The 17,471-nt window shown below is 73.1% G+C and carries 18 protein-coding genes; 13 read left to right on the plus strand and 5 right to left on the minus strand.

All coding sequences use genetic code 11. The features are described 5' to 3' along the window. Nucleotides 1-6: 6 nt before the first annotated feature. The 10 genes from mshD (at nt 7) to C1N80_RS05845 (ending at nt 9,626) form a co-directional block, all read left to right on the plus strand. Complete coding sequence (gene mshD / locus C1N80_RS05800) at nt 7-891, plus strand: mycothiol synthase (protein WP_137769914.1); 885 nt, start codon at nt 7-9, stop codon at nt 889-891. 2 nt (nt 892-893) lie between these two features. Then, nucleotides 894-1,850: an NUDIX hydrolase gene (locus tag C1N80_RS05805; RefSeq protein WP_137769915.1), complete on the plus strand. Its 957-nt coding sequence runs from the start codon at nt 894-896 to the stop codon at nt 1,848-1,850. Between the two features lie 93 nt (nt 1,851-1,943). Continuing rightward, nucleotides 1,944-2,531, plus strand: coding sequence for a DUF4190 domain-containing protein (locus C1N80_RS05810; RefSeq protein WP_137769916.1), 588 nt, complete (start codon nt 1,944-1,946; stop codon nt 2,529-2,531). 215 nt (nt 2,532-2,746) lie between these two features. Beyond that, complete coding sequence (pstS, locus tag C1N80_RS05815; protein WP_137769917.1) at nt 2,747-3,892, plus strand: phosphate ABC transporter substrate-binding protein PstS; 1,146 nt, start codon at nt 2,747-2,749, stop codon at nt 3,890-3,892. Nucleotides 3,893-3,991: 99 nt separating this feature from the next. Continuing rightward, a complete protein-coding gene (gene pstC, locus C1N80_RS05820) occupies nt 3,992-5,011 on the plus strand; it encodes a phosphate ABC transporter permease subunit PstC (RefSeq protein ID WP_137769918.1) in 1,020 nt (339 codons plus the stop codon). 4 nt (nt 5,012-5,015) lie between these two features. Next, nucleotides 5,016-6,179: a phosphate ABC transporter permease PstA gene (pstA, locus tag C1N80_RS05825; protein ID WP_137769919.1), complete on the plus strand. Its 1,164-nt coding sequence runs from the start codon at nt 5,016-5,018 to the stop codon at nt 6,177-6,179. A gap of 29 nt (nt 6,180-6,208) precedes the next feature. Next, nucleotides 6,209-6,994 carry a phosphate ABC transporter ATP-binding protein PstB gene (pstB, locus tag C1N80_RS05830; RefSeq protein WP_137769920.1) on the plus strand — a complete coding sequence of 262 codons (786 nt, stop codon included), beginning with the start codon at nt 6,209-6,211 and terminating at the stop codon, nt 6,992-6,994. A 118-nt stretch (nt 6,995-7,112) separates the two neighbouring features. After that, on the plus strand, nt 7,113-7,880 hold the full coding sequence (locus C1N80_RS05835; protein WP_137769921.1) for an ABC transporter ATP-binding protein: 768 nt from the start codon (nt 7,113-7,115) through the stop codon (nt 7,878-7,880). Further along, complete coding sequence (locus C1N80_RS05840) at nt 7,877-9,220, plus strand: FtsX-like permease family protein (protein WP_137769922.1); 1,344 nt, start codon at nt 7,877-7,879, stop codon at nt 9,218-9,220. Before C1N80_RS05835 ends, C1N80_RS05840 begins: the two co-directional genes overlap by 4 nt. An 82-nt stretch (nt 9,221-9,302) precedes the next feature. Next, nucleotides 9,303-9,626, plus strand: a complete 324-nt coding sequence (locus C1N80_RS05845; protein WP_103384981.1) for a rhodanese-like domain-containing protein — start codon at nt 9,303-9,305, stop codon at nt 9,624-9,626. 30 nt (nt 9,627-9,656) lie between these two features. Here C1N80_RS05845 and C1N80_RS05850 read toward each other — a convergent pair whose 3' ends face one another. Continuing rightward, on the minus strand, nt 9,657-10,418 hold the full coding sequence (locus C1N80_RS05850; protein ID WP_137769923.1) for a CPBP family intramembrane glutamic endopeptidase: 762 nt from the start codon (nt 10,416-10,418) through the stop codon (nt 9,657-9,659). A 67-nt stretch (nt 10,419-10,485) separates the two neighbouring features. Here C1N80_RS05850 and C1N80_RS05855 point away from each other — a divergent pair, with 67 nt between their 5' ends. After that, a complete protein-coding gene (locus C1N80_RS05855) occupies nt 10,486-11,187 on the plus strand; it encodes an SDR family oxidoreductase (RefSeq protein ID WP_137769924.1) in 702 nt (233 codons plus the stop codon). Between the two features lie 15 nt (nt 11,188-11,202). Here the strand turns inward: C1N80_RS05855 and C1N80_RS05860 are convergent, their stop codons facing one another. From C1N80_RS05860 to C1N80_RS05870, 3 genes are all read right to left on the minus strand, one after another. After that, on the minus strand, nt 11,203-11,532 hold the full coding sequence (locus C1N80_RS05860) for a metal-sensitive transcriptional regulator (protein WP_137769925.1): 330 nt from the start codon (nt 11,530-11,532) through the stop codon (nt 11,203-11,205). Next, on the minus strand, nt 11,529-12,974 hold the full coding sequence (gene purB / locus C1N80_RS05865) for an adenylosuccinate lyase (RefSeq protein WP_137769926.1): 1,446 nt from the start codon (nt 12,972-12,974) through the stop codon (nt 11,529-11,531). The genes C1N80_RS05860 and purB overlap by 4 nt, the downstream gene beginning before the upstream one ends. A 98-nt stretch (nt 12,975-13,072) precedes the next feature. Next, nucleotides 13,073-13,465: a phage holin family protein gene (locus tag C1N80_RS05870; protein ID WP_137769927.1), complete on the minus strand. Its 393-nt coding sequence runs from the start codon at nt 13,463-13,465 to the stop codon at nt 13,073-13,075. Nucleotides 13,466-13,548: 83 nt separating this feature from the next. Between C1N80_RS05870 and C1N80_RS05875 the strand changes: the two genes are divergently transcribed. Both C1N80_RS05875 and C1N80_RS05880 read left to right on the plus strand, forming a co-directional pair. Further along, a complete protein-coding gene (locus tag C1N80_RS05875) occupies nt 13,549-14,442 on the plus strand; it encodes an alpha/beta fold hydrolase (RefSeq protein WP_168198030.1) in 894 nt (297 codons plus the stop codon). A 71-nt stretch (nt 14,443-14,513) separates the two neighbouring features. Next, nucleotides 14,514-15,641 (plus strand): histidinol-phosphate transaminase, encoded by a 1,128-nt coding sequence (locus C1N80_RS05880; protein WP_137769928.1) that lies wholly within the window; start codon nt 14,514-14,516, stop codon nt 15,639-15,641. Nucleotides 15,642-15,660: 19 nt separating this feature from the next. On the opposite strand, the gene C1N80_RS05885 is transcribed toward C1N80_RS05880, so the two are convergent. Continuing rightward, the gene (locus C1N80_RS05885) at nt 15,661-17,349 is read right to left on the minus strand and encodes an HNH endonuclease signature motif containing protein (RefSeq protein WP_168198031.1); all 1,689 of its coding nucleotides are present in this window, start codon (nt 17,347-17,349) and stop codon (nt 15,661-15,663) included. Nucleotides 17,350-17,471: the final 122 nt, after the last annotated feature.

Genomic DNA, 17,471 nt, shown 5'->3' on the forward strand with positions numbered 1-17,471 from the left:
GACCACATGATCACGACGGATGCCCTGTCGGCCCAGCGGCGCGGCGCGATCGAGTCGCTGCTGACCGCCGTCATCGCACACGACGGGATCTCCCCGCTCGACGAGGCGGCCCGGCTCGCCCTCCGCGGCGAGGGGGCGACCCATCTCCTGATCGAGGACGGCGCCGCCGTCACCGGCTACGCGAGCCTGCTCGAGGACGGGACCGTGCAGGGCATGGTCCACCCCGCCCACCGCCGCGCCGGGCTCGGCACCGCGCTGCTCGCGGCCGTGCTCGAGCGGCGACCCGACGCCGGGGTCTGGGCGCACGGGGCGCTGCCCGGCGCCGTCGCCCTGCTCGAGGGCCGGGGCCTGCGCCAGGAGCGGCTGCTGCTCGTGCTGCGCCGCCCGCTGGACGCCGAGCACCCGCTGCCCCCGGTGCCCGCCACGGACCTCCCGGGGGTCGAGGTGACCTCCTTCGAGGCGGTGCGCGACGCCGAGGACTGGGTCGCCCTGAACGCCGCGGCCTTCGCCTCCCACCCCGAGCAGGGTGCGCTCACCCGGGAGGACCTGGACGAGCGCCTCTCCGAGCCCTGGTTCGACCCGGAGGACATGGTCCTCGCACGCACCCCGGAGGGCCTCGCGGGCTTCGTCTGGGTCAAGCGGGAGGAGACTGCCGACGCGGAGCTCCCTGACGCGGAGATCTATGTCGTCGCGACGGCGCCGTCCGCGCAGGGCCACGGGGTGGCCGGGCATCTGCTGGGCACCGCCCTGCGGCGGCTCGCGGAGCGCGGCGTCCCCGGCGTCGAGCTCTACGTCGAGGGCGACAACGCCCCCGCGCTGGCCCTGTACGAGCGCTGGGGGTTCGCCGTCTCGGGCCGGCACCTGCAGCTGCGCCGGGCGACGGAGGGCTGAGGGTGCGCGTCGCCCCCGGGACCCCGCCGCCCGTCCTCGCCGCCGGCGCCCTCGCCTGGCGCGAGGGCGCCTCCGGCGTGGAGGTCATGCTGGTGCACCGTCCCCGCTACGACGACTGGTCGGTGCCCAAGGGCAAGCTCGACAAGGGGGAGACCTTCCCCGCCGCGGCCGTGCGGGAGGTCGCCGAGGAGACGGGCTACCGGGTGCGGCTGCACCGCCCGCTCCCCGCCTCCGTGTACCTGCTGCCCGACGGCCGCACGAAGATCGTCCAGTACTGGACGGCGACGGTGCGGGCGAAGGTCGCGCCCGGCCCGGAGAACCCGCGCGAGATCGACGAGGTGCGCTGGGTGGACCTCGACGAGGCGACGGCCCTGCTCACCCGGCAGAGCGACGTGGTGACGGTCGAGTCGCTGCGCCGCCACCTCGACGCCGACGAGCTGCGCACGGTGCCGATCATCATCCAGCGGCACGCGGCGGCCGTCTCCCGTGCGAAGTGGCGCAAGGGGGAGAGCAAGGGAGAGAAGAGCAGGCCGCTGAGCGGCAAGGGGAAGAAGCAGGCGCAGGCCCTGCCGCCGCTGCTGGACGCCTTCGATCCGTCGCGGATCCTCTCGAGCCCCTGGAAGCGATGCCGGACGACGGTCGAGCCCTTTGCCAAGGAGGCGGGGCTGGACGTGCGCACGAAGGCCGAGCTGACCGAGGCCGGCCATGCGGACCGGCCCTCGCGCACGGCCGCCGTGGTCGAGCGGGTCATGCACGAGGCGCGCGCGACGGTCGTGTGCACGCACCGCCCGGTGCTGCCCACGATCATCGAGTCGGTGCGCCGGGTCTCCGCCCGCGGGGCGGCGCTCGAGCTGCCGCGCCAGGACCCGTACCTCGCCGCGGGGGAGGCGCTCGTGTTGCACACGACGCCCTCCGGCAGCGTCGTCGCGATCGAGCGACATCTCCCGAACATCGGCTGATCGGACGGGGCGGGCGTCCCCGCACGGCCGGTAGCATGCGGGGCTGGACCCCGGGGCACCACCGATCCGGGGACGAGGGGAGACGGGGCGACGATGAGCGACGGACACAGCGGCGGCCAGGGCGGCGACGGGAGCTGGGGGTACGGCACCTCCGATCCCTATTCCTCCTCCGACCCCTACGGCTCCTCGGATCCCTACGGCTCCACGTCCTCCGGCTCGGCCTCGGACCCCTACGGCGCGTACGACCCGTACGCGACGACGAGCTCCGCCACCGGCGGTGAGGACCAGCTCGCCTCGCCGGGCTTCGGGCCGGAGTTCGGCGGCTCGCCCGTCGCCGCGCCCGCCGACGCCGCCTACGCCACCCCCGCCTACGCGACGGCGGGCTACGGCATGCCCGCCTACGCGGTGGCGCCGCCCACGGCCGGCAGCGCGATCGCCGCGCTCGTGCTGGGGATCCTCTCCCTCACGCTGTGCCAGGGCATCGTCGGACCCGTCGGCCTGATCTTCTCGATCATCGCCATGCGCCAGACGGCACCCGGGGCGGTGCCCGTGCAGGGCGGTCGAGGTCTCGCGATCGCGGGTCTGGTGACGTCGATCCTCGGCACGCTGCTCCTCGCCTTCTGGATCGTCTACATCGTCCTCATGTTCGTGCTCGTGGCGACGGTCCCGACGGACTACTGACGCCCGCCGCAGGTCCTGTGACCGGACCGTGACCAAACCTGTGACGTAGACGATTCGTCCATCTGACCTGCGCGTTCACGGAGACGTGGATCCCGTTCACCCAATGTTCATGCGCGTGGGGGAACCCCGTCACCTCCCCTCCCTACCGTCACTGCCGTCAGACCTCCAGACCTTCGACGGAACAGTCCGGGCTCCGGCCCCCGAAAGGACTCGCAGTGAACGTTCGCCAGAACAAGCTCGCCTCCCTCGCCGCGCTCGGCCTCGTGGGCGGGCTCGCCCTGACCGCCTGCGGCGGCGGGTCGGACACCGGCTCCACCTCCGGCTCCGGCTCGGACAACGGCGGCGCCGCGGCGTCCGGCGACTACGCCTCGCTCACCGGCAGCCTCGCGGGCGCCGGCGCCTCCTCGCAGCAGAACGCCCAGACCGCGTGGACCGAGTCCTTCATGGGCCTCGTCCAGGCGCAGGGCGGCTCGCTCAACGTCACCTACGACTCCGTGGGCTCGGGCACCGGCCGTGAGCAGTTCCTCTCCAACCAGGCCGCCTTCGCGGGCACCGACGCCGCCCTCACCGAGGAGGAGCTCGCCTCCTCCAAGGAGGTCTGCAACGGTGAGCAGGCGTTCGACCTGCCCGTCTACATCTCCCCGATCGCCGTCGTCTTCAACCTCGACGGCGTCGACTCGCTGAACCTCTCCCCGGAGACCATCGCCGGGATCTTCTCCGGCAAGATCACCAAGTGGAACGACGAGGCGATCACCAAGGAGAACCCGGACGCGACCCTCCCGGACCTCGACATCGTCCCCGTGCACCGCTCGGACAAGTCCGGCACCACGGAGAACTTCACCGAGTACCTCTCCGAGACCGCGGGCGACGTCTGGACCGACGGCCCCGTCGAGGAGTGGCCCACCTCGGGCGGCCAGTCCGGTGAGGGCACCTCCGGCCTCATCTCCACCGTCGAGGGCGGCAACGGCACCATCGGCTACGCCGACGCCTCGCAGGCCGGCAATCTCGGCACCGCCGCGATCAAGGTCGGCGAGGAGTACGTCCCCTACTCGGCCGATGCCGCCGCCAAGGCCGTCGACGCCTCCCCGCGCGAGGAGGGCCGCGAGGACCACGACATCGTCGTGAAGCTCGACCGCACGACGACCGAGTCCGGCGCCTACCCGCTCGTGCTCGTCTCCTACCTCGCGGTCTGCGGCTCCTACGCCGATCAGGCCACGGGCGATGCGGTGAAGTCCTACGCCTCCTACATCGTCTCCGCCGAGGGCCAGAAGGCCGCCGCGGACAACGCGGGCGCCGCCCCGCTCTCCGACGAGCTCTCCTCCGAGGCGCAGGCCGCGATCGACGCGATCGCCGTCGGCTGACATCCTGCACACTGCGCACACCGCCGTGCCGCCGGGCCGTTCCACGACCCGGCGGCACGGCCGCGCTCCCCGTCCCGTGATCCTCGAGGAAGGCCCATCGTGAGCAGCACCGACGTCGCCCCGGATGCACCGGAGGCGCCCGAGCAGTCCTCCCTGAGGAGCGGCGGCCGTCGCTTCGGCGACACCCTCTTCTCCACCCTGAGCGTCGGATCCGGGATCCTGATCTTCGTGACGCTCGCGCTCGTCGCGATCTTCCTGACCGCGGAGTCGATGCCCGCCTTCCGGGAGAGCAAGGAGCTCGCCGGGATCTTCGGCACCGCCGATCCCGCCTTCTCGCTGATCGGCGGGGTCGCGCCGTACATCTTCGGCACGGTGCTCGCGGCGCTCATCGCGCTCGTCATCGCGATCCCCGTCTCGATCGGCATCGCGCTGTTCATCTCGCACTACGCGCCCCGCCGCATGGCCGCCGGGCTCGGCTACATGATCGACCTGCTCGCGGCCGTGCCCTCCGTGGTCTACGGCCTGTGGGGCGGCGTCTGGCTCGTGCCCCGCCTCGAGCCGCTGTACGTGTTCCTCAACCAGACCCTCGTGTGGCCCTCGTGGGTGCCGCTGGTCCCCTCCGGCGAGGCGATCATCCCGCTGTTCGCCGGCGATCCCACCGCCCCCATGCGCAACCTGGCCTCCGCCGCCGTCGTCCTCGCCGTGATGATCCTGCCGATCATCACCGCCATGGCCCGCGAGGTGTTCCTCCAGGTGCCGCGGCTCCAGGAGGAGGCGGCGCTCGCGCTCGGCGCGACCCGCTTCGAGGTCGTCAAGACCGTGGTGCTGCCCTTCGGCCGCTCGGGCGTCGTCGCCGCGTCGATGCTGGGCCTCGGCCGCGCCCTCGGCGAGACGATGGCCGTGCTCATGATCCTCGCCCCGGGCGCCACCTTCTCGTGGCACATCCTCGAGGTCGGCATGCACAACACGATCGCCGCGAACATCGCCTCCAAGCAGGCGGAGTCCTCCGGGGCGGACATGTCCTACCTGATCTACACCGGCCTGGTGCTGTTCGTGCTCACGTTCATCATCAACGCGATCGCCCGGTGGATCGTCTCCCGCACGACCGTGAAGGGCTGAGGTCATGAGCACCGCCACCACCACTGCGAGCACCCTCTCCGGGGCACGGGCCGCCGAGCGTCGTCTGCCCCTCTGGCACCTGCTGCTGACGGGCGCCGCCTCCCTCGTGCTCGCCGCCCTGGTCCTCGCCACGTTCGGGAACCTGTCGATCGTGGGCGTGATCCTGCTGGGCTACGTCCTGCACCTGGTCGTCACCTACGTCTACTCGCGGGTCCGCGAGGGCCGGCGCTGGGCCGCGGACCGCGTGGTCATGCTGCTCGTGATCGGTGCCTTCGCGATCGCGCTGTTCCCGCTGCTCTCGCTGCTGTGGAAAGTCATCGTCGAGGGCGGCTCGCGGGTCGTGAAGGCCGCGCCGCACCCCTTCGCCTTCTGGACCTCGGACATGTCCGGGGTCATCGGCGGGGCCGACGCCGGCGGCGTGCTCCACGCCGCGATCGGCACCCTGCTCATCACCTTCTGGGCCTCGGTCATCTCGATCCCGATCGGCCTGTTCACGGCGATCTTCCTCGTGGAGTACTCCTCGACCGGCTGGAAGCGCACCCTCGCCAAGGGCGTCACCTTCCTCGTCGACATCATGACCGGCATCCCGTCGATCGTCGCCGGCCTGTTCGGCCTGGCTCTGTTCCTCGCCTTCATGCCGGACCAGAGCGTGCGCATGGGCATCATGGGCTCCGTCGCCCTGTCCCTGCTCATGATCCCGACGGTGGTCCGCTCGAGCGAGGAGATGCTGCGCCTGGTGCCGCTGGACCTGCGCGAGGCGGCCTACGCGCTCGGCGTGCCGAAGTGGCTCACCGTGGTGCGGGTCGTGCTGCGCACCGCGATCGCGGGCCTCACCACGGGCATCACCCTCGCGATCGCGCGCGTGATCGGCGAGACCGCGCCGCTGCTGCTCACGGTCGGCATGGTCACCGGCGTCAACTGGAGCATGTTCGACGGCCGCATGGCCACCCTGCCGACCTTCATCAACCAGCAGTACCGTGCCGGCAAGGCCAACTGCATGAGCGACACCGTCACCAACGTGGTCAACGGCGACGTGTACTCCTGCTCGATCACGACGAACATCGACCGTGCCTGGGCCGCCGCGCTCACGCTCATCGTGATCGTCATGGTGCTCAACATCATCGCCCGCCTCATCAGCCACTACTTCTCCCCGAAGCTCAGCCGCTGAGGCGGCGGGACCGCGAAAGGACACACGAGATGGCAGCCCCCCAGCCCATCACCGTCGAGGACCTCAACATCTACTACGGCGACTTCCTCGCCGTGGAGGACGTCAACGTGACGATCCAGCCGCGCTCGGTGACCGCGCTCATCGGCCCCTCCGGCTGCGGCAAGTCGACGTTCCTGCGCACCCTGAACCGTATGCACGAGGTGATCCCGGGCGCCTACGCGAAGGGCACCGTCGAGATCAACGGCGAGAACATCTACGCCCAGGGTGTGGACCCGGTGAACGTGCGCCGCCGCGTCGGCATGGTCTTCCAGAAGGCGAACCCGTTCCCCACGATGTCGATCCGCGACAACGTGCTCGCCGGCGTGAAGCTCAACAACCGCCGCATCAGCAAGCGCGACGCCGACGAGCTCGTGGAGTCCTCGCTCAAGGGCGCGAACCTCTGGAACGAGGTCAAGGACCGCCTCGACAAGCCCGGCATGGGCCTCTCCGGCGGTCAGCAGCAGCGCCTGTGCATCGCCCGCACCATCGCGGTGCGCCCCGAGGTGGTGCTCATGGACGAGCCGTGCTCGGCCCTGGACCCGATCTCGACCCTCGCGATCGAGGACCTCATCCATGAGCTCAAGGACAACTACACGATCGTCATCGTGACCCACAACATGCAGCAGGCCTCGCGCGTCTCCGACCGCACGGGCTTCTTCAACATCGCCGGCACCGGCAAGCCCGGCCACCTCATCGAGTTCGACGACACCGAGAAGATGTTCACGAACCCGGAGAACAAGCAGACCGAGGACTACATCTCCGGTCGCTTCGGGTGAGCGGAGGCGGGACTCCCCCTGGGAGGAGCCCCGCCTCACACCACGGTCTGACGTCGGCCCCGGGAGATCGATCCCGGGGCCGACGCGCGTCCCGGTGGCCGCGACGGAAGCTCGTGCCATGACCACAGCGATCCCCTCCACCTACCGCTCCCCGTCCGAGCCCGACCCCTCCGCCGGCCCTGCCGTGCTCTCCGCCCGCTCCCTCGTCCGCGACTTCGGGGACTCCGGCCGGAAGGGCCCCACGACCCGCGCGCTCGCCGGGGTGGACCTCGACATCGCCCGGGCGGACTCCCTCGCGATCATGGGCCCCTCGGGCTGCGGCAAGACGACGCTCCTGCACGTCCTCGCCGGGATCCTCCGCCCCTCGGCGGGCACCGTGCACCACGACGGCACCGACCTCTCCTCGCTGCCCGACGCCGCGCGCACGCGGCTGCGGCGCGGCGCCTTCGGCTTCGTCTTCCAGGAGGGGCGGCTGCTGCCCGAGCTGACCGCGCTCGAGAACGTGATCCTGCCGCGGATGCTCGCGGGCACGCCGCGCCGCACCGCGACGGCGGACGCGCGCGGCTGGCTGGACCGGCTGGGTCTCGCGGGGATGCACGACCGCCGTCCCGGCCAGCTCTCCGGCGGCCAGGCGCAGCGCGTCGCGATCGCCCGCGCCCTCGCGGGCCGTCCCCAGGTCGTCTTCGCCGATGAGCCCACCGGCGCCCTGGACCAGGCCACCGGCCGGTCCGTGCTGGAGGTGCTCGTGGGCGCCTGCCGCGACTCCGGCGCGAGCCTCGTCATGGTGACCCATGACCCGCAGGTGGCCGCCGTCTGCCGACGCACGGTCGCCATGCGTGACGGCGCCATCGTCCAGGAGTTCCAGCGCTCGGGGGAGGGACGATGAGCGTCCTCGCCGCCGCGCCGCTGCTGCTGCGCCGACGCAGCGCCCTCGCTGACACGCTGCCCGTCCTCGCCTTCGCCGCCTCCACCGCGATCACTGCGACCGTCCTCGGCGGCCTGCTCGCCTTCGTGGGCCGCATGCCCGCGGATGCGCTGGGGCCCTCCGCCTCGGGGGAGGACTCGATCATGGGCATGCTCGCCTTCTGCGCGCTCACGGCGAGCGTGCTGCTGGTGCCGAGCGCCGTCGGCTTCGGCGGGGCCGCCGCGCGGCTGTCCCTCGCCCGCCGCGAGCGGGACCTCGCCGCGATGCGCCTGGTGGGCGGGACCTCCGCCCAGGTGGGCGGGATCGCGCTGCTCGACGTCGCCGCGCAGGCGCTGCTGGGCTCCGTGCTCGGCGTGCTCGCGCACCTCGCGGTGACCCCCGCGCTCACCGCGCTCGACTTCGGGATCGCCCCGTTCACCGTGGGGGAGCTGCTGCTGCCCGTGTGGGCCTACCCGCTCGTGGTGCTCGGCATCCTGCTGGTCGCCCTGGGCTCCGCGGCGGTCGCGCTCGCCGGGCTCGTGCTGAGCCCGCTCGGGGTGGCGCGGGAGTCACGCACCGTGCGGATGAGCCTGCTGCGGCTCGCGGTCTGGGCGGTGCTGATCGTGCTGCTGGTCGCCGCGACCCAGCTGGCCCAGGTCGTCTCCGCGGTCGCGGGTCTGGCCGGGATGCTGATCATCATGATCGTGCTGGTGGGCGGGGTCGTCGCCGGGGTGAACGTGGTGGGCCCGCTCGTGGTGTGGCTGCTCGGCCGAGCTCTCGCAGCCACGGCCCCGACCGCGGGGCTGCTCGTCGCCGCTCGCCGCCTCGCCGCGGATCCCCGCGCCGCCTGGCGCACCGTCTCCGGGATCACGATCGCCCTGGTCGTCGCCGGGCTGCTCACGGTCATCTCGAGCCTCGGCGAGGCCTCGACCCCGGAGGACGCGATCCTCATCACCGCGATGAGCACGGGTGGCCTGCTCACCCTCGCGATCGCCGCGGTGCTCGCCGCGATCTCCACGGGGATCACGCGCACCGCGAAGGTGATCGACGAGATGCCCGTGCTGCGGGCCCAGCACGTGGCAGGCGCACAGGTGGGGCAGCTGCAGCGGGCGCGGATGCTGCAGGCACTGCTGCCGGTGCTGCTGAGCTCCGTGCTCGCGGCGGGGACGGCGCTGCTGGTGGTCGTCGCGACCGTCGGCGCCTCGACGCCGGACCCCGCGGCGCTCGTGCAGTACGTGGCGACCGTGATCGGGGCGTACGTGCTCGTGCTCGGTGCGGTCGCGGTCTCGGCGCCGCTCGTCCGCCGCGGCGTGCGGGTCTGATGCGGAGGTGAGCGAGGCGGGGAGGCGGGGCTCCCTGCCTCCCCATCGCGCGTCCCGCCCCACTACGCTGGACGCCATGGAGATGCAGAACCAGGTCGTCACCCCCGCCGAGGTGCCCGAGGGCGCCCACCTGATCGACGTGCGCGAGCAGAACGAGTGGGACGCCGGGCACGCCCCCACCGCGACGCACCTCGCCGCGAGCGGGCTGCTCGAGAAGCTCGACGAGCTGCCCGAGGACGGCGACCTGTACATCGTGTGCCGCTCCGGCGGGCGCAGCGCCCAGGTGACCCAGTGGCTCAACGGCAACGGGTACGACGCGATCAACGTGGTGGGCGGCATGGACCTCTGGTTCGAGTCGGGCCTGCCGATGGTCTCCGACGGCGAGGGCGAGCCGTACGTGCTCTGAGCCCCGCCGTCGGCCGGCCGCCGGGCCGGACTACAGCGGGAGCACGTCCTTGACGAGGCCGTAGCCCACGAAGGCGAAGGCGTCGATGAGCGTGTGCGCGACGATCAGCGGCGCGGTGCGACGGGTGCGGCGGAACCACTGCGCGAACACGAGCCCCATGACGAGGTTCGCGACGCCCGGGCCGAGGCCCTGATAGGTGTGGTACGCCCCCCGGATCACCGCGGAGACCATGACGATGTGCCTCCCCGACCAGCCCAGGCGCTCGAGCCGCTGCACGAGATAGCCGACCACGACCACCTCCTCGATGATCCCGTTCTTCAGGGCCTGCAGGAGGAGCACCGGGATCGTCCACCAGTGCGCGTCGAGGGCCGCGGGGATCACCTCGACCGTGATGCCGAGGGCGCGCCCCACGAGGTAGAAGGCGAGGCCGGGAACGCCGATCGCCGCCGTGATCGCGACGCCCTGCCACAGGTCGCGGCCCGGCCGGCGCAGGTCCAGCCCCAGGTCGCCGAGCGCCTGGGCGACGCTCCCCGCGGTGAGCGCGAGCAGCAGCACCGCGAGCGCCGCCGGCACGAGGGTGAAGCCGATCGAGAGCAGCTGGTAGAGCAGGTCGAGCCACGGGTCGCGCGCCTGCGAGGTGTTCAGCGAGGTCGACTGCCCGGCGAGCGGTCCCGCCGCGAGGGCCTGGACGAGCGCGATGAGCGAGTAGACGGCGCTGCGGCCCAGCGACAGCCCGAGCACGATGAGCAGCTCGGCACGGAGCAGCCCCCGGGTGGGGGAGACGGGTTCCATGGGGCACATGCTCCCACCCACCGTCTAGCGTCAGGAGCAGCGGCGGCACCGATGGCAGACTCGAGGCATGAACGACAGCACTGCCCTCCCGCGCGTCCTCGTCACCGGTGCGAACCGGGGGATCGGTCGCGAGATCGCGCTCGCCCTCGCCCCGGACCACCACCTCCTGCTCGGCGGTCGTGACGAGGCGGCGCTCACCGCGCTCGCCGCGGGGCTCCCCTCCGCGGAGACCTTCGTCGCCGACCTCGCGGACCCCGCCGCGACGGCGGCCGCCGTCGGCGCCCTCGACCTCCCCGGCGGGCTCGACGGCCTCGTGCACTCCGCGGGCGTGCTCGTCAGCGGCCGGGTCGAGGACCTCTCCACGGCGGACTGGACCCGGTCGCTCACCGTGAACGTCACCGCCGTCGCGGAGCTGACGCGGCTGCTGCTGCCCGCGCTGCGGGAGGCCCGCGGCACCGTCGTCACCATCAACTCCGGCAGCGGCTACACCGCCAAGGGCGGAGGCGGCGCCTATGCGGCCTCGAAGTTCGCGCTGCGTGCCCTCACCGACGCGCTGCGCGACGAGGAGCGCGCCCACGGCGTGCGCGTCAGCTCCGTGCACCCGGGCCGGGTCGCGACGGACATGCAGCGCCAGCTGCGGGACTTCGAGAAGGGCGAGTACCGCGAGAGCGACTACGTGGACCCCGCGACGGTCGCCGCGACCGTGCGGCTCGCGCTGGACCTGCCGGCCGAGGCGAGCATCGACGAGCTCAGCGTCCGCCCGCGCTGAGCTCGCGGGGCGGCGTCACTTCATGAGCCGCTTCACGGCGGCCATGATCTCCGCCATCTTGCGGTCCAGCTCCTCGGAGTCCCCGGACTCCGCGGCGTCGTGCACGCAGTGGTGGATGTGGTCGTCCACGAGGCCGAGCGCCACCGACTGCAGCGCCTTCGTCGCCGCGGAGACCTGGGTGAGGACGTCGATGCAGTAGGTGTCCTCCTCGACCATCCGGCCGATCCCGCGCACCTGCCCCTCGATGAGCCTCAGCCGTCGCAGGTAGGCGGCCTTGGAGTCCTGGTACCCGGGATCCCCGTGCGTGCCGTGGTCGCCGTGGGCGGCCGCCTCCGGAGCGGTCATGACGCGGTCGACCCCCCGGTGTCGCCCCCGACAGGGTCCTCGTCGAGGTGGCCGACGAGGCGCGCCGCGTAGCCGACGTAGGTCGCGGGGGAGAGGGCCAGCAGGCGGTCACGCTCGGCCTCCGGGAGCCCGAGGCCCTCGATGAACTCGCGCATGCCCTCGCCGGTGACGCGGTGACCGCGGGTGAGCTCCTTGAGCCGCTCGTAGGGGTTGTCCATGCCCGTGGTGCCCTGCACGCCGAGGGTGCGCATGACGGACTGGACGGCCTCGCCGAGCACCTCCCAGTTGCCCTCGAGGTCCGCCGCCATGGCGTCCGGGTCGACGTCGAGACCCGCGAGGCCCTTGCGCAGGTTCGCGATCGCGAGCAGCGAGTGGCCGAGCGCCGTGCCGATGTTGCGCTGCGTGGTCGAGTCGGTGAGGTCGCGCTGGAGGCGCGAGGTGACGAGGGTCTGCGACAGCGAGTCCAGCAGGGCACCGGAGATCTCGAGGTTCGCCTCGGCGTTCTCGAAGCGGATCGGGTTGACCTTGTGGGGCATGGTCGAGGAGCCGGTGCCGCCCTGCGCGGAGAGGCGCTGGCGGAAGTAGCCCTGCGAGATGTAGGTCCAGACGTCCGTCGCGAGGTTGTGGAGGATGCGGCCGGCGCGGGCGACGTCCGCGTAGATCTCCGCCTGCCAGTCGTGGGACTCGATCTGGGTGGTCAGCGGGTTCCACGTGAGGCCGAGGTGCTCGACGAAGCTGCGCGAGACCTCCTCCCAGTCCGTGCCCGGCACCGAGATCGCGTGCGCGGCGTAGGTGCCGGTCGCGCCGTTGATCTTGCCGAGGATCTGGTTGGCGGGGATCCTGCGGGCCTGGCGGCTCAGGCGGTGCACGAACACCGCGAGCTCCTTGCCGAGTGTCGTCGGGGTCGCGGGCTGGCCGTGGGTGCGGGAGAGCATCGGGACCTCCGCGGTGTCCCGGGCGAGCTGCGCGAGGTCGCCGATGACGGCCTCGTAGGCGGGCAGCCACACGTCGTGCACGGCCCCGCGCACCATGAGCGCGTAGGAGAGGTTGTTGACGTCCTCGCTCGTGCAGTAGATGTGCACGATCTCGGCGAGCGGCTCGAGGCTCGTGCCGGCGAGGCGGCGCTTGATGTAGTACTCGACGGCCTTGACGTCGTGGACGGTCTCGCGCTCGATCTCGGCATGCTCGGCGATGCCCTTGGCGCCGAACTCCTCGGGGATCGAGCGGAGCAGGGCGCGCTCGTCCTCGGTGAGGGTGCGCAGGCCCGGGATCGCCTCGCGGTCCAGGAGGTGGATGACCCACTCGGTCTCGACGACGAGCCGCGCCCGGTTCAGGGCCGCCTCGGAGAGGTGGTCCACGAGCGGGGCCACCTGCGAGCGGTAGCGCCCGTCGAGCGGGGTGAGGGCGATCGGGGGAGTGATGTCCGCGAAGGAGTGAGCCATGGGGGTGATTCTCCCAGAGATGCGGGCCGCCGTCGGCCCCTGCCCGGGGGTCGGGCCGGGCAGGGGCGGGATGCGCAGGGGAGGGCGGGCCTCCCGGGTCAGGCGTCCTCGCGGTCGCCGATCCCCGTGACGGCCTCCACGATCGCGGAGAGGATGCCGATGATGACGCCCGCGAGCAGCGCCCACCAGAAGGTGTCGAAGGCCAGCGTGAGCCCGAACAGGCCGGAGACCCAGCTGGTCAGCAGCAGGATCAGCGTGTTGATGACGAGCTGGAAGAGACCCAGCGTCAGGCACGTGATCGGCAGGGCGAGGAGGGACAGGATCGGCTTCACGATCGTGTTGAGGATCGCGAGGATGAGGGCGATCGCCGCGATCGTGAGCACCTGGGTGAGGATCGAGGCGGAGTCGTCGCCGAGGTGCATGCCGGGCAGGATCAGGGCGGTGACCCACAGGGCGAGGGACGTGACGATGATGTGGCCGAGGAATCGCATGCCCCATCATCGCCGTCGGCCCGGGCGGGCGCACGGGGGATATCCCCGTGCCGGGCCCTCGATCGCGCTGCGAGGATCGGCGCATGAGCGCTCTCTCCCGCCATCTGGTCGTCGACGGCCGTCGTGTGCACCTGCTGGGGTCCGTCGGCTCGACGGACGGGACGGCGGTGGGGGACCCGGAGGGGGACCTCGTGCTGCTCGAGCCGGGGCTCGGGGCGGGGGCGGCGAGCTGGGGAGCGGTGCTCGACGGCCTCGCGGCGGCAGGGCCCGTCGGCCCGCTGCAGGTGCTCGCCCACGACCGTGCCGGCTACGGGGCCAGCGACCCGGCGGGCGGCCCCCGGGACCTGGGTGCGCTCGCCGCGGAGCTCGGGACGGTCGTCGCGGCGGTGCCGCACCGACGGCTCGTGCTCGTGGGCCACAGCTGGGGCGGACCCGTGGTGCGCACGCTCGCCGCCGACCTCGCCGCCCAGGGGCGCGCGGTCGCCGGCGTGGTGCTCGTGGACCCGGCGGACGAGCTCGCCGACCTGTACTTCACCCCTACGGTCGAGGTGATGAACCGCGTGCAGGGCCACGCGATGGTGCTGCTGGACCGGGCGCACCTGCTGCGTCGCCTCCAGCGTTCCGCGACCCGCGGACTGCCCGAGGCCCATCGCGAGCAGGCCGCCGCGTCCGTCGCGACCGCCGCCGCGGCGCGCACCGTGCGCGAGGAGGCCCGCCACATCACGCGCGGCCTGCGGCATCTGCGGCTCGACCCGCCGGACCTCCGCGGGGTGCCGCTCACGGTCATCTCGGGCAGACACCCCGAGGGGCTCGGCCGGCGGCTGCGGGACGAGCTCACCGCGGCGCACCGCGAGCGCGCCGGGCCGAGACCGGGCGCAGGTGCGGGCCGGTTCGTCGCCGCGGAGCGGTCGGGGCACCTCGTCCCCGTCGACCAGCCCGAGCTCGTGGTCGAGGAGATCCTGCGGCTGCTGGGCTGAGCGACACTCTCCGCTCCTCGCGCCCCACGGACGCGGCGGTCGGCAGGGTCGGGACGGCATACCCTGACGGCATGCCCGACCAGCCCTCCCAGCCCCAGCCTGCCCAGCCCGTCGAGTCGATCCGCGTGCGGCCCGCCCTCGAGGCGCTCCCCGCCTACGTGGCCGGCCGGCCCCCGGCCGACGACGGGCGCCGCCGCTTCAAGATCTCCTCGAACGAGTCGCCGTTCCCGCCGCTGCCGGAGGTGCGGGACGCGGCGATCGCGGCGATGTCGGGCACGAACCGGTACCCGGACGCGGCCGCGCTGCAGCTGCGCGAGGCGCTCGGTGCGGAGCACGGCGTGGACCCCTCCCAGGTGGTGCTCTCCACCGGGGCGGTCGCCGTGAGCGGCGACCTCGTGCGGGCGCTCGTGGGCGACGGGGACGAGGTGGTCTTCGCCTGGCGCTCCTTCGAGGCGTACCCGATCCTCGTGGGCTCGCACGGCGGGACCTCCGTCCCCGTGCCGCTCACCGACGCCCTCGAGCACGACCTCCCGGCGATGGCCGCGGCGATCACCGAGCGCACCCGGCTCGTGCTGCTGTGCACCCCGAACAACCCCACCGGCGTCTCGCTCACCACGGAGGCGATCGAGGAGTTCCTGGGGTCGGTGCCCGAGGACGTCGTCGTCGCGATCGACGAGGCCTACCGCGAGTTCCACGACCCGCGGACGGTGCTGGACACCGCCGCGCTGTTCCGGCGTCACGGGAACGTCGTGGTGCTGCGGACCTTCTCGAAGATGCAGGGCCTCGCGGGCCTGAGGATCGGGTACGCGATCGCGCACCCGCGTCTCGCCCGCGCGCTGTCCCAGGTGACGGTGCCCTTCGGGGCGAGCCTGCCGGCGCAGGCCGCGGCCCTCGCGACCCTCCGGCCCGCCGTGCGGGAGCGGCTCGACGAGCAGGCGGCATGGATCCGCTCCGAGCGCGAACGGGTGCAGTCGGCCCTCGCCGCGCAGGGCTGGGAGCTCCCGGCCTCGCAGGGCAACTTCGTCTACTTCCCGCTCGGTGAGGACTCCGCGGCCTTCGCGGCCTTCGCCGAGGAGCGGGGGGTCGTGCTGCGCAGCTACGGCACGGACGGCGCGCGTGCCTCCATCGCCGAGGCGGAGGCGAGCGATCTGCTCATCTCTGCGGCCGCCGCCTGGCGGGAGCGCGCCGACCAGCGCTGAGCCTCTCTCCCCGGGAGTGTCATCCCCGGGGAGGCCGGTGACCGGCGAGGAGCATCTCGAGGGCGGCCCCGAGCGGATGCACCGGGGCAGGCGTCCGGCGGCGACGGAGGTGTGCCCGCAGTCTCCCCTGGGTCGAGGAGCCGTGCGACGACGAGACGGACGGCGCGCGTTCCGGCGGCAGGGGGCGGACCAGCGGGCGCGGCCCGGTGACGCGCGTGACGCCGCTGTGCCCGGTCCATGCCACGCGGTGCGCGGGCGGACTCTGCTGCGCGGTGCCGCCCGGCGGATCGGCATGCTCCGCCGCCGCACCGATCGTCTCGACCCGCGCGAGCTGCTGCTCCTTGTCGTTGCAGTGCGCGCAGAGCTCCTGGCCGTTCCTCGCGCTCGTGGGCCCGCCCCGTGCGTGAGGGTGCACGTGGTCGTGCTGGCGGGCGGCGGCGTTGCAGAACGGACCACGGCAGGAGGTGTCCCGCCAGGTGAGGACGCGACCGAGCGCCGCGGGGAACGCCCGGCCCTGGGACTCCACCGCGACGAGCTCGCCGCTCGTGGGATGCGTGTACAGGCGTCGCAGCACCGCGCGCACCTCGGGGCCGTCGGCCCCGAAGGGGTCGGCGACGGGGTGGTCGACGGAGGACGGTGCGGGCGGCGTCAGGCAGGCGCGCAGCTGCTCGCGGATCGCCTCGGGCGGGACGGCTCCGTAGCCGGCGATGCGGGCGGGGTCCCCGGAGTCCGGCAGCAGCAGGGCGCGGTCGGTGATGATGACGCCGACGTCGAGCTCGACCTGCTCCATCGCGCCTTCGCGTCCCAGCACGGTGTCCACGAGGGAGTCCGCCATGATCGCCACGTGGCCGTCCGAGGCGCCGTCGGCGCGACGACGCTCCGCCTCGAGGGAGAGGCGCTTGTGCACGAGGTGCGCGTCGACTGCGGGCAGCAGGGCGGAGAACCGGGCCATGCCGTCCGCCCCCGGGGTGAGCGTGACGGAACGGGTGCGACGGGCCCGGCGATGGCGCAGGGTCGCGCCCTCGGGGTCGAGGCCCGCGATGATCCCGTGGGCCTCGTCCCTCCAGTCCCGCAGCCCGGCGCCGTCGAGGTAGGGCAGGCGCTCGCCGAGGGCCGCGTCCACCTCGCGACGCTGCGCGGAGGTGACCGTCGCGGTCGCCGTCGCGAGCGCGGTGGCGACCTCGGGGGAGAGGAGGTGGCGGGCGAGCGCGGTGCGGACCTGCGGCATCTCCTCGACGAGCCGGTGGGCCACGGCGAGGGCGCGCCCGGCGTGCGCGGGGGAACGGCGGGAGATCAGCGAGAGGTCGCGGCGCGCGATCGCGGCGGCGCGGTCGTCGAGCGCCGTGGGTGACGGGAGCGCGGCCTGCTCGTGCGCGGCCTCGTCCCGGGCGCGGGCCTCGACCTCCCGGCGGGTCTGCGTCTCGAGGGCCACGGCCGTGCGCGCCTCGAGCACGTGGAGCGCGGCGCGCAGGTCCTGCTGGACGGCGAGCAGGTGGACGAGGGTGCGGGAGCCCGCCTCCGCTGCGGTGGTGGGCGCCTCGGGGGTGAAGAGCTCACCCGGCTCCGCGGCGAGATCGGCGAGGCAGTGCGCCACGTCCCCGAGCAGGTGGCCGAGTCCCGCCAGGTCGCCGTCGCGCAGGCTCGCGGCCGTGGCCCGGAAGGGCGTGGGGCCCTCCTGGGCGGCGGGGGAGCGGGGCGTCGTCGACATGCCTCCATTCTCCCATGAGCGAGTCGATTTCGAAAGGGTGTACGACGAATCTGTGGACAGGTATCCGTGGACAGATGGTGACATCACTCGCGGTCAGTGGGTGTCCCCGATGTCAAGGGCTG

The sequence above is a fragment of the Brachybacterium sp. SGAir0954 genome (assembly GCF_005490785.1).
Classification (GTDB): domain Bacteria; phylum Actinomycetota; class Actinomycetes; order Actinomycetales; family Dermabacteraceae; genus Brachybacterium; species Brachybacterium rhamnosum.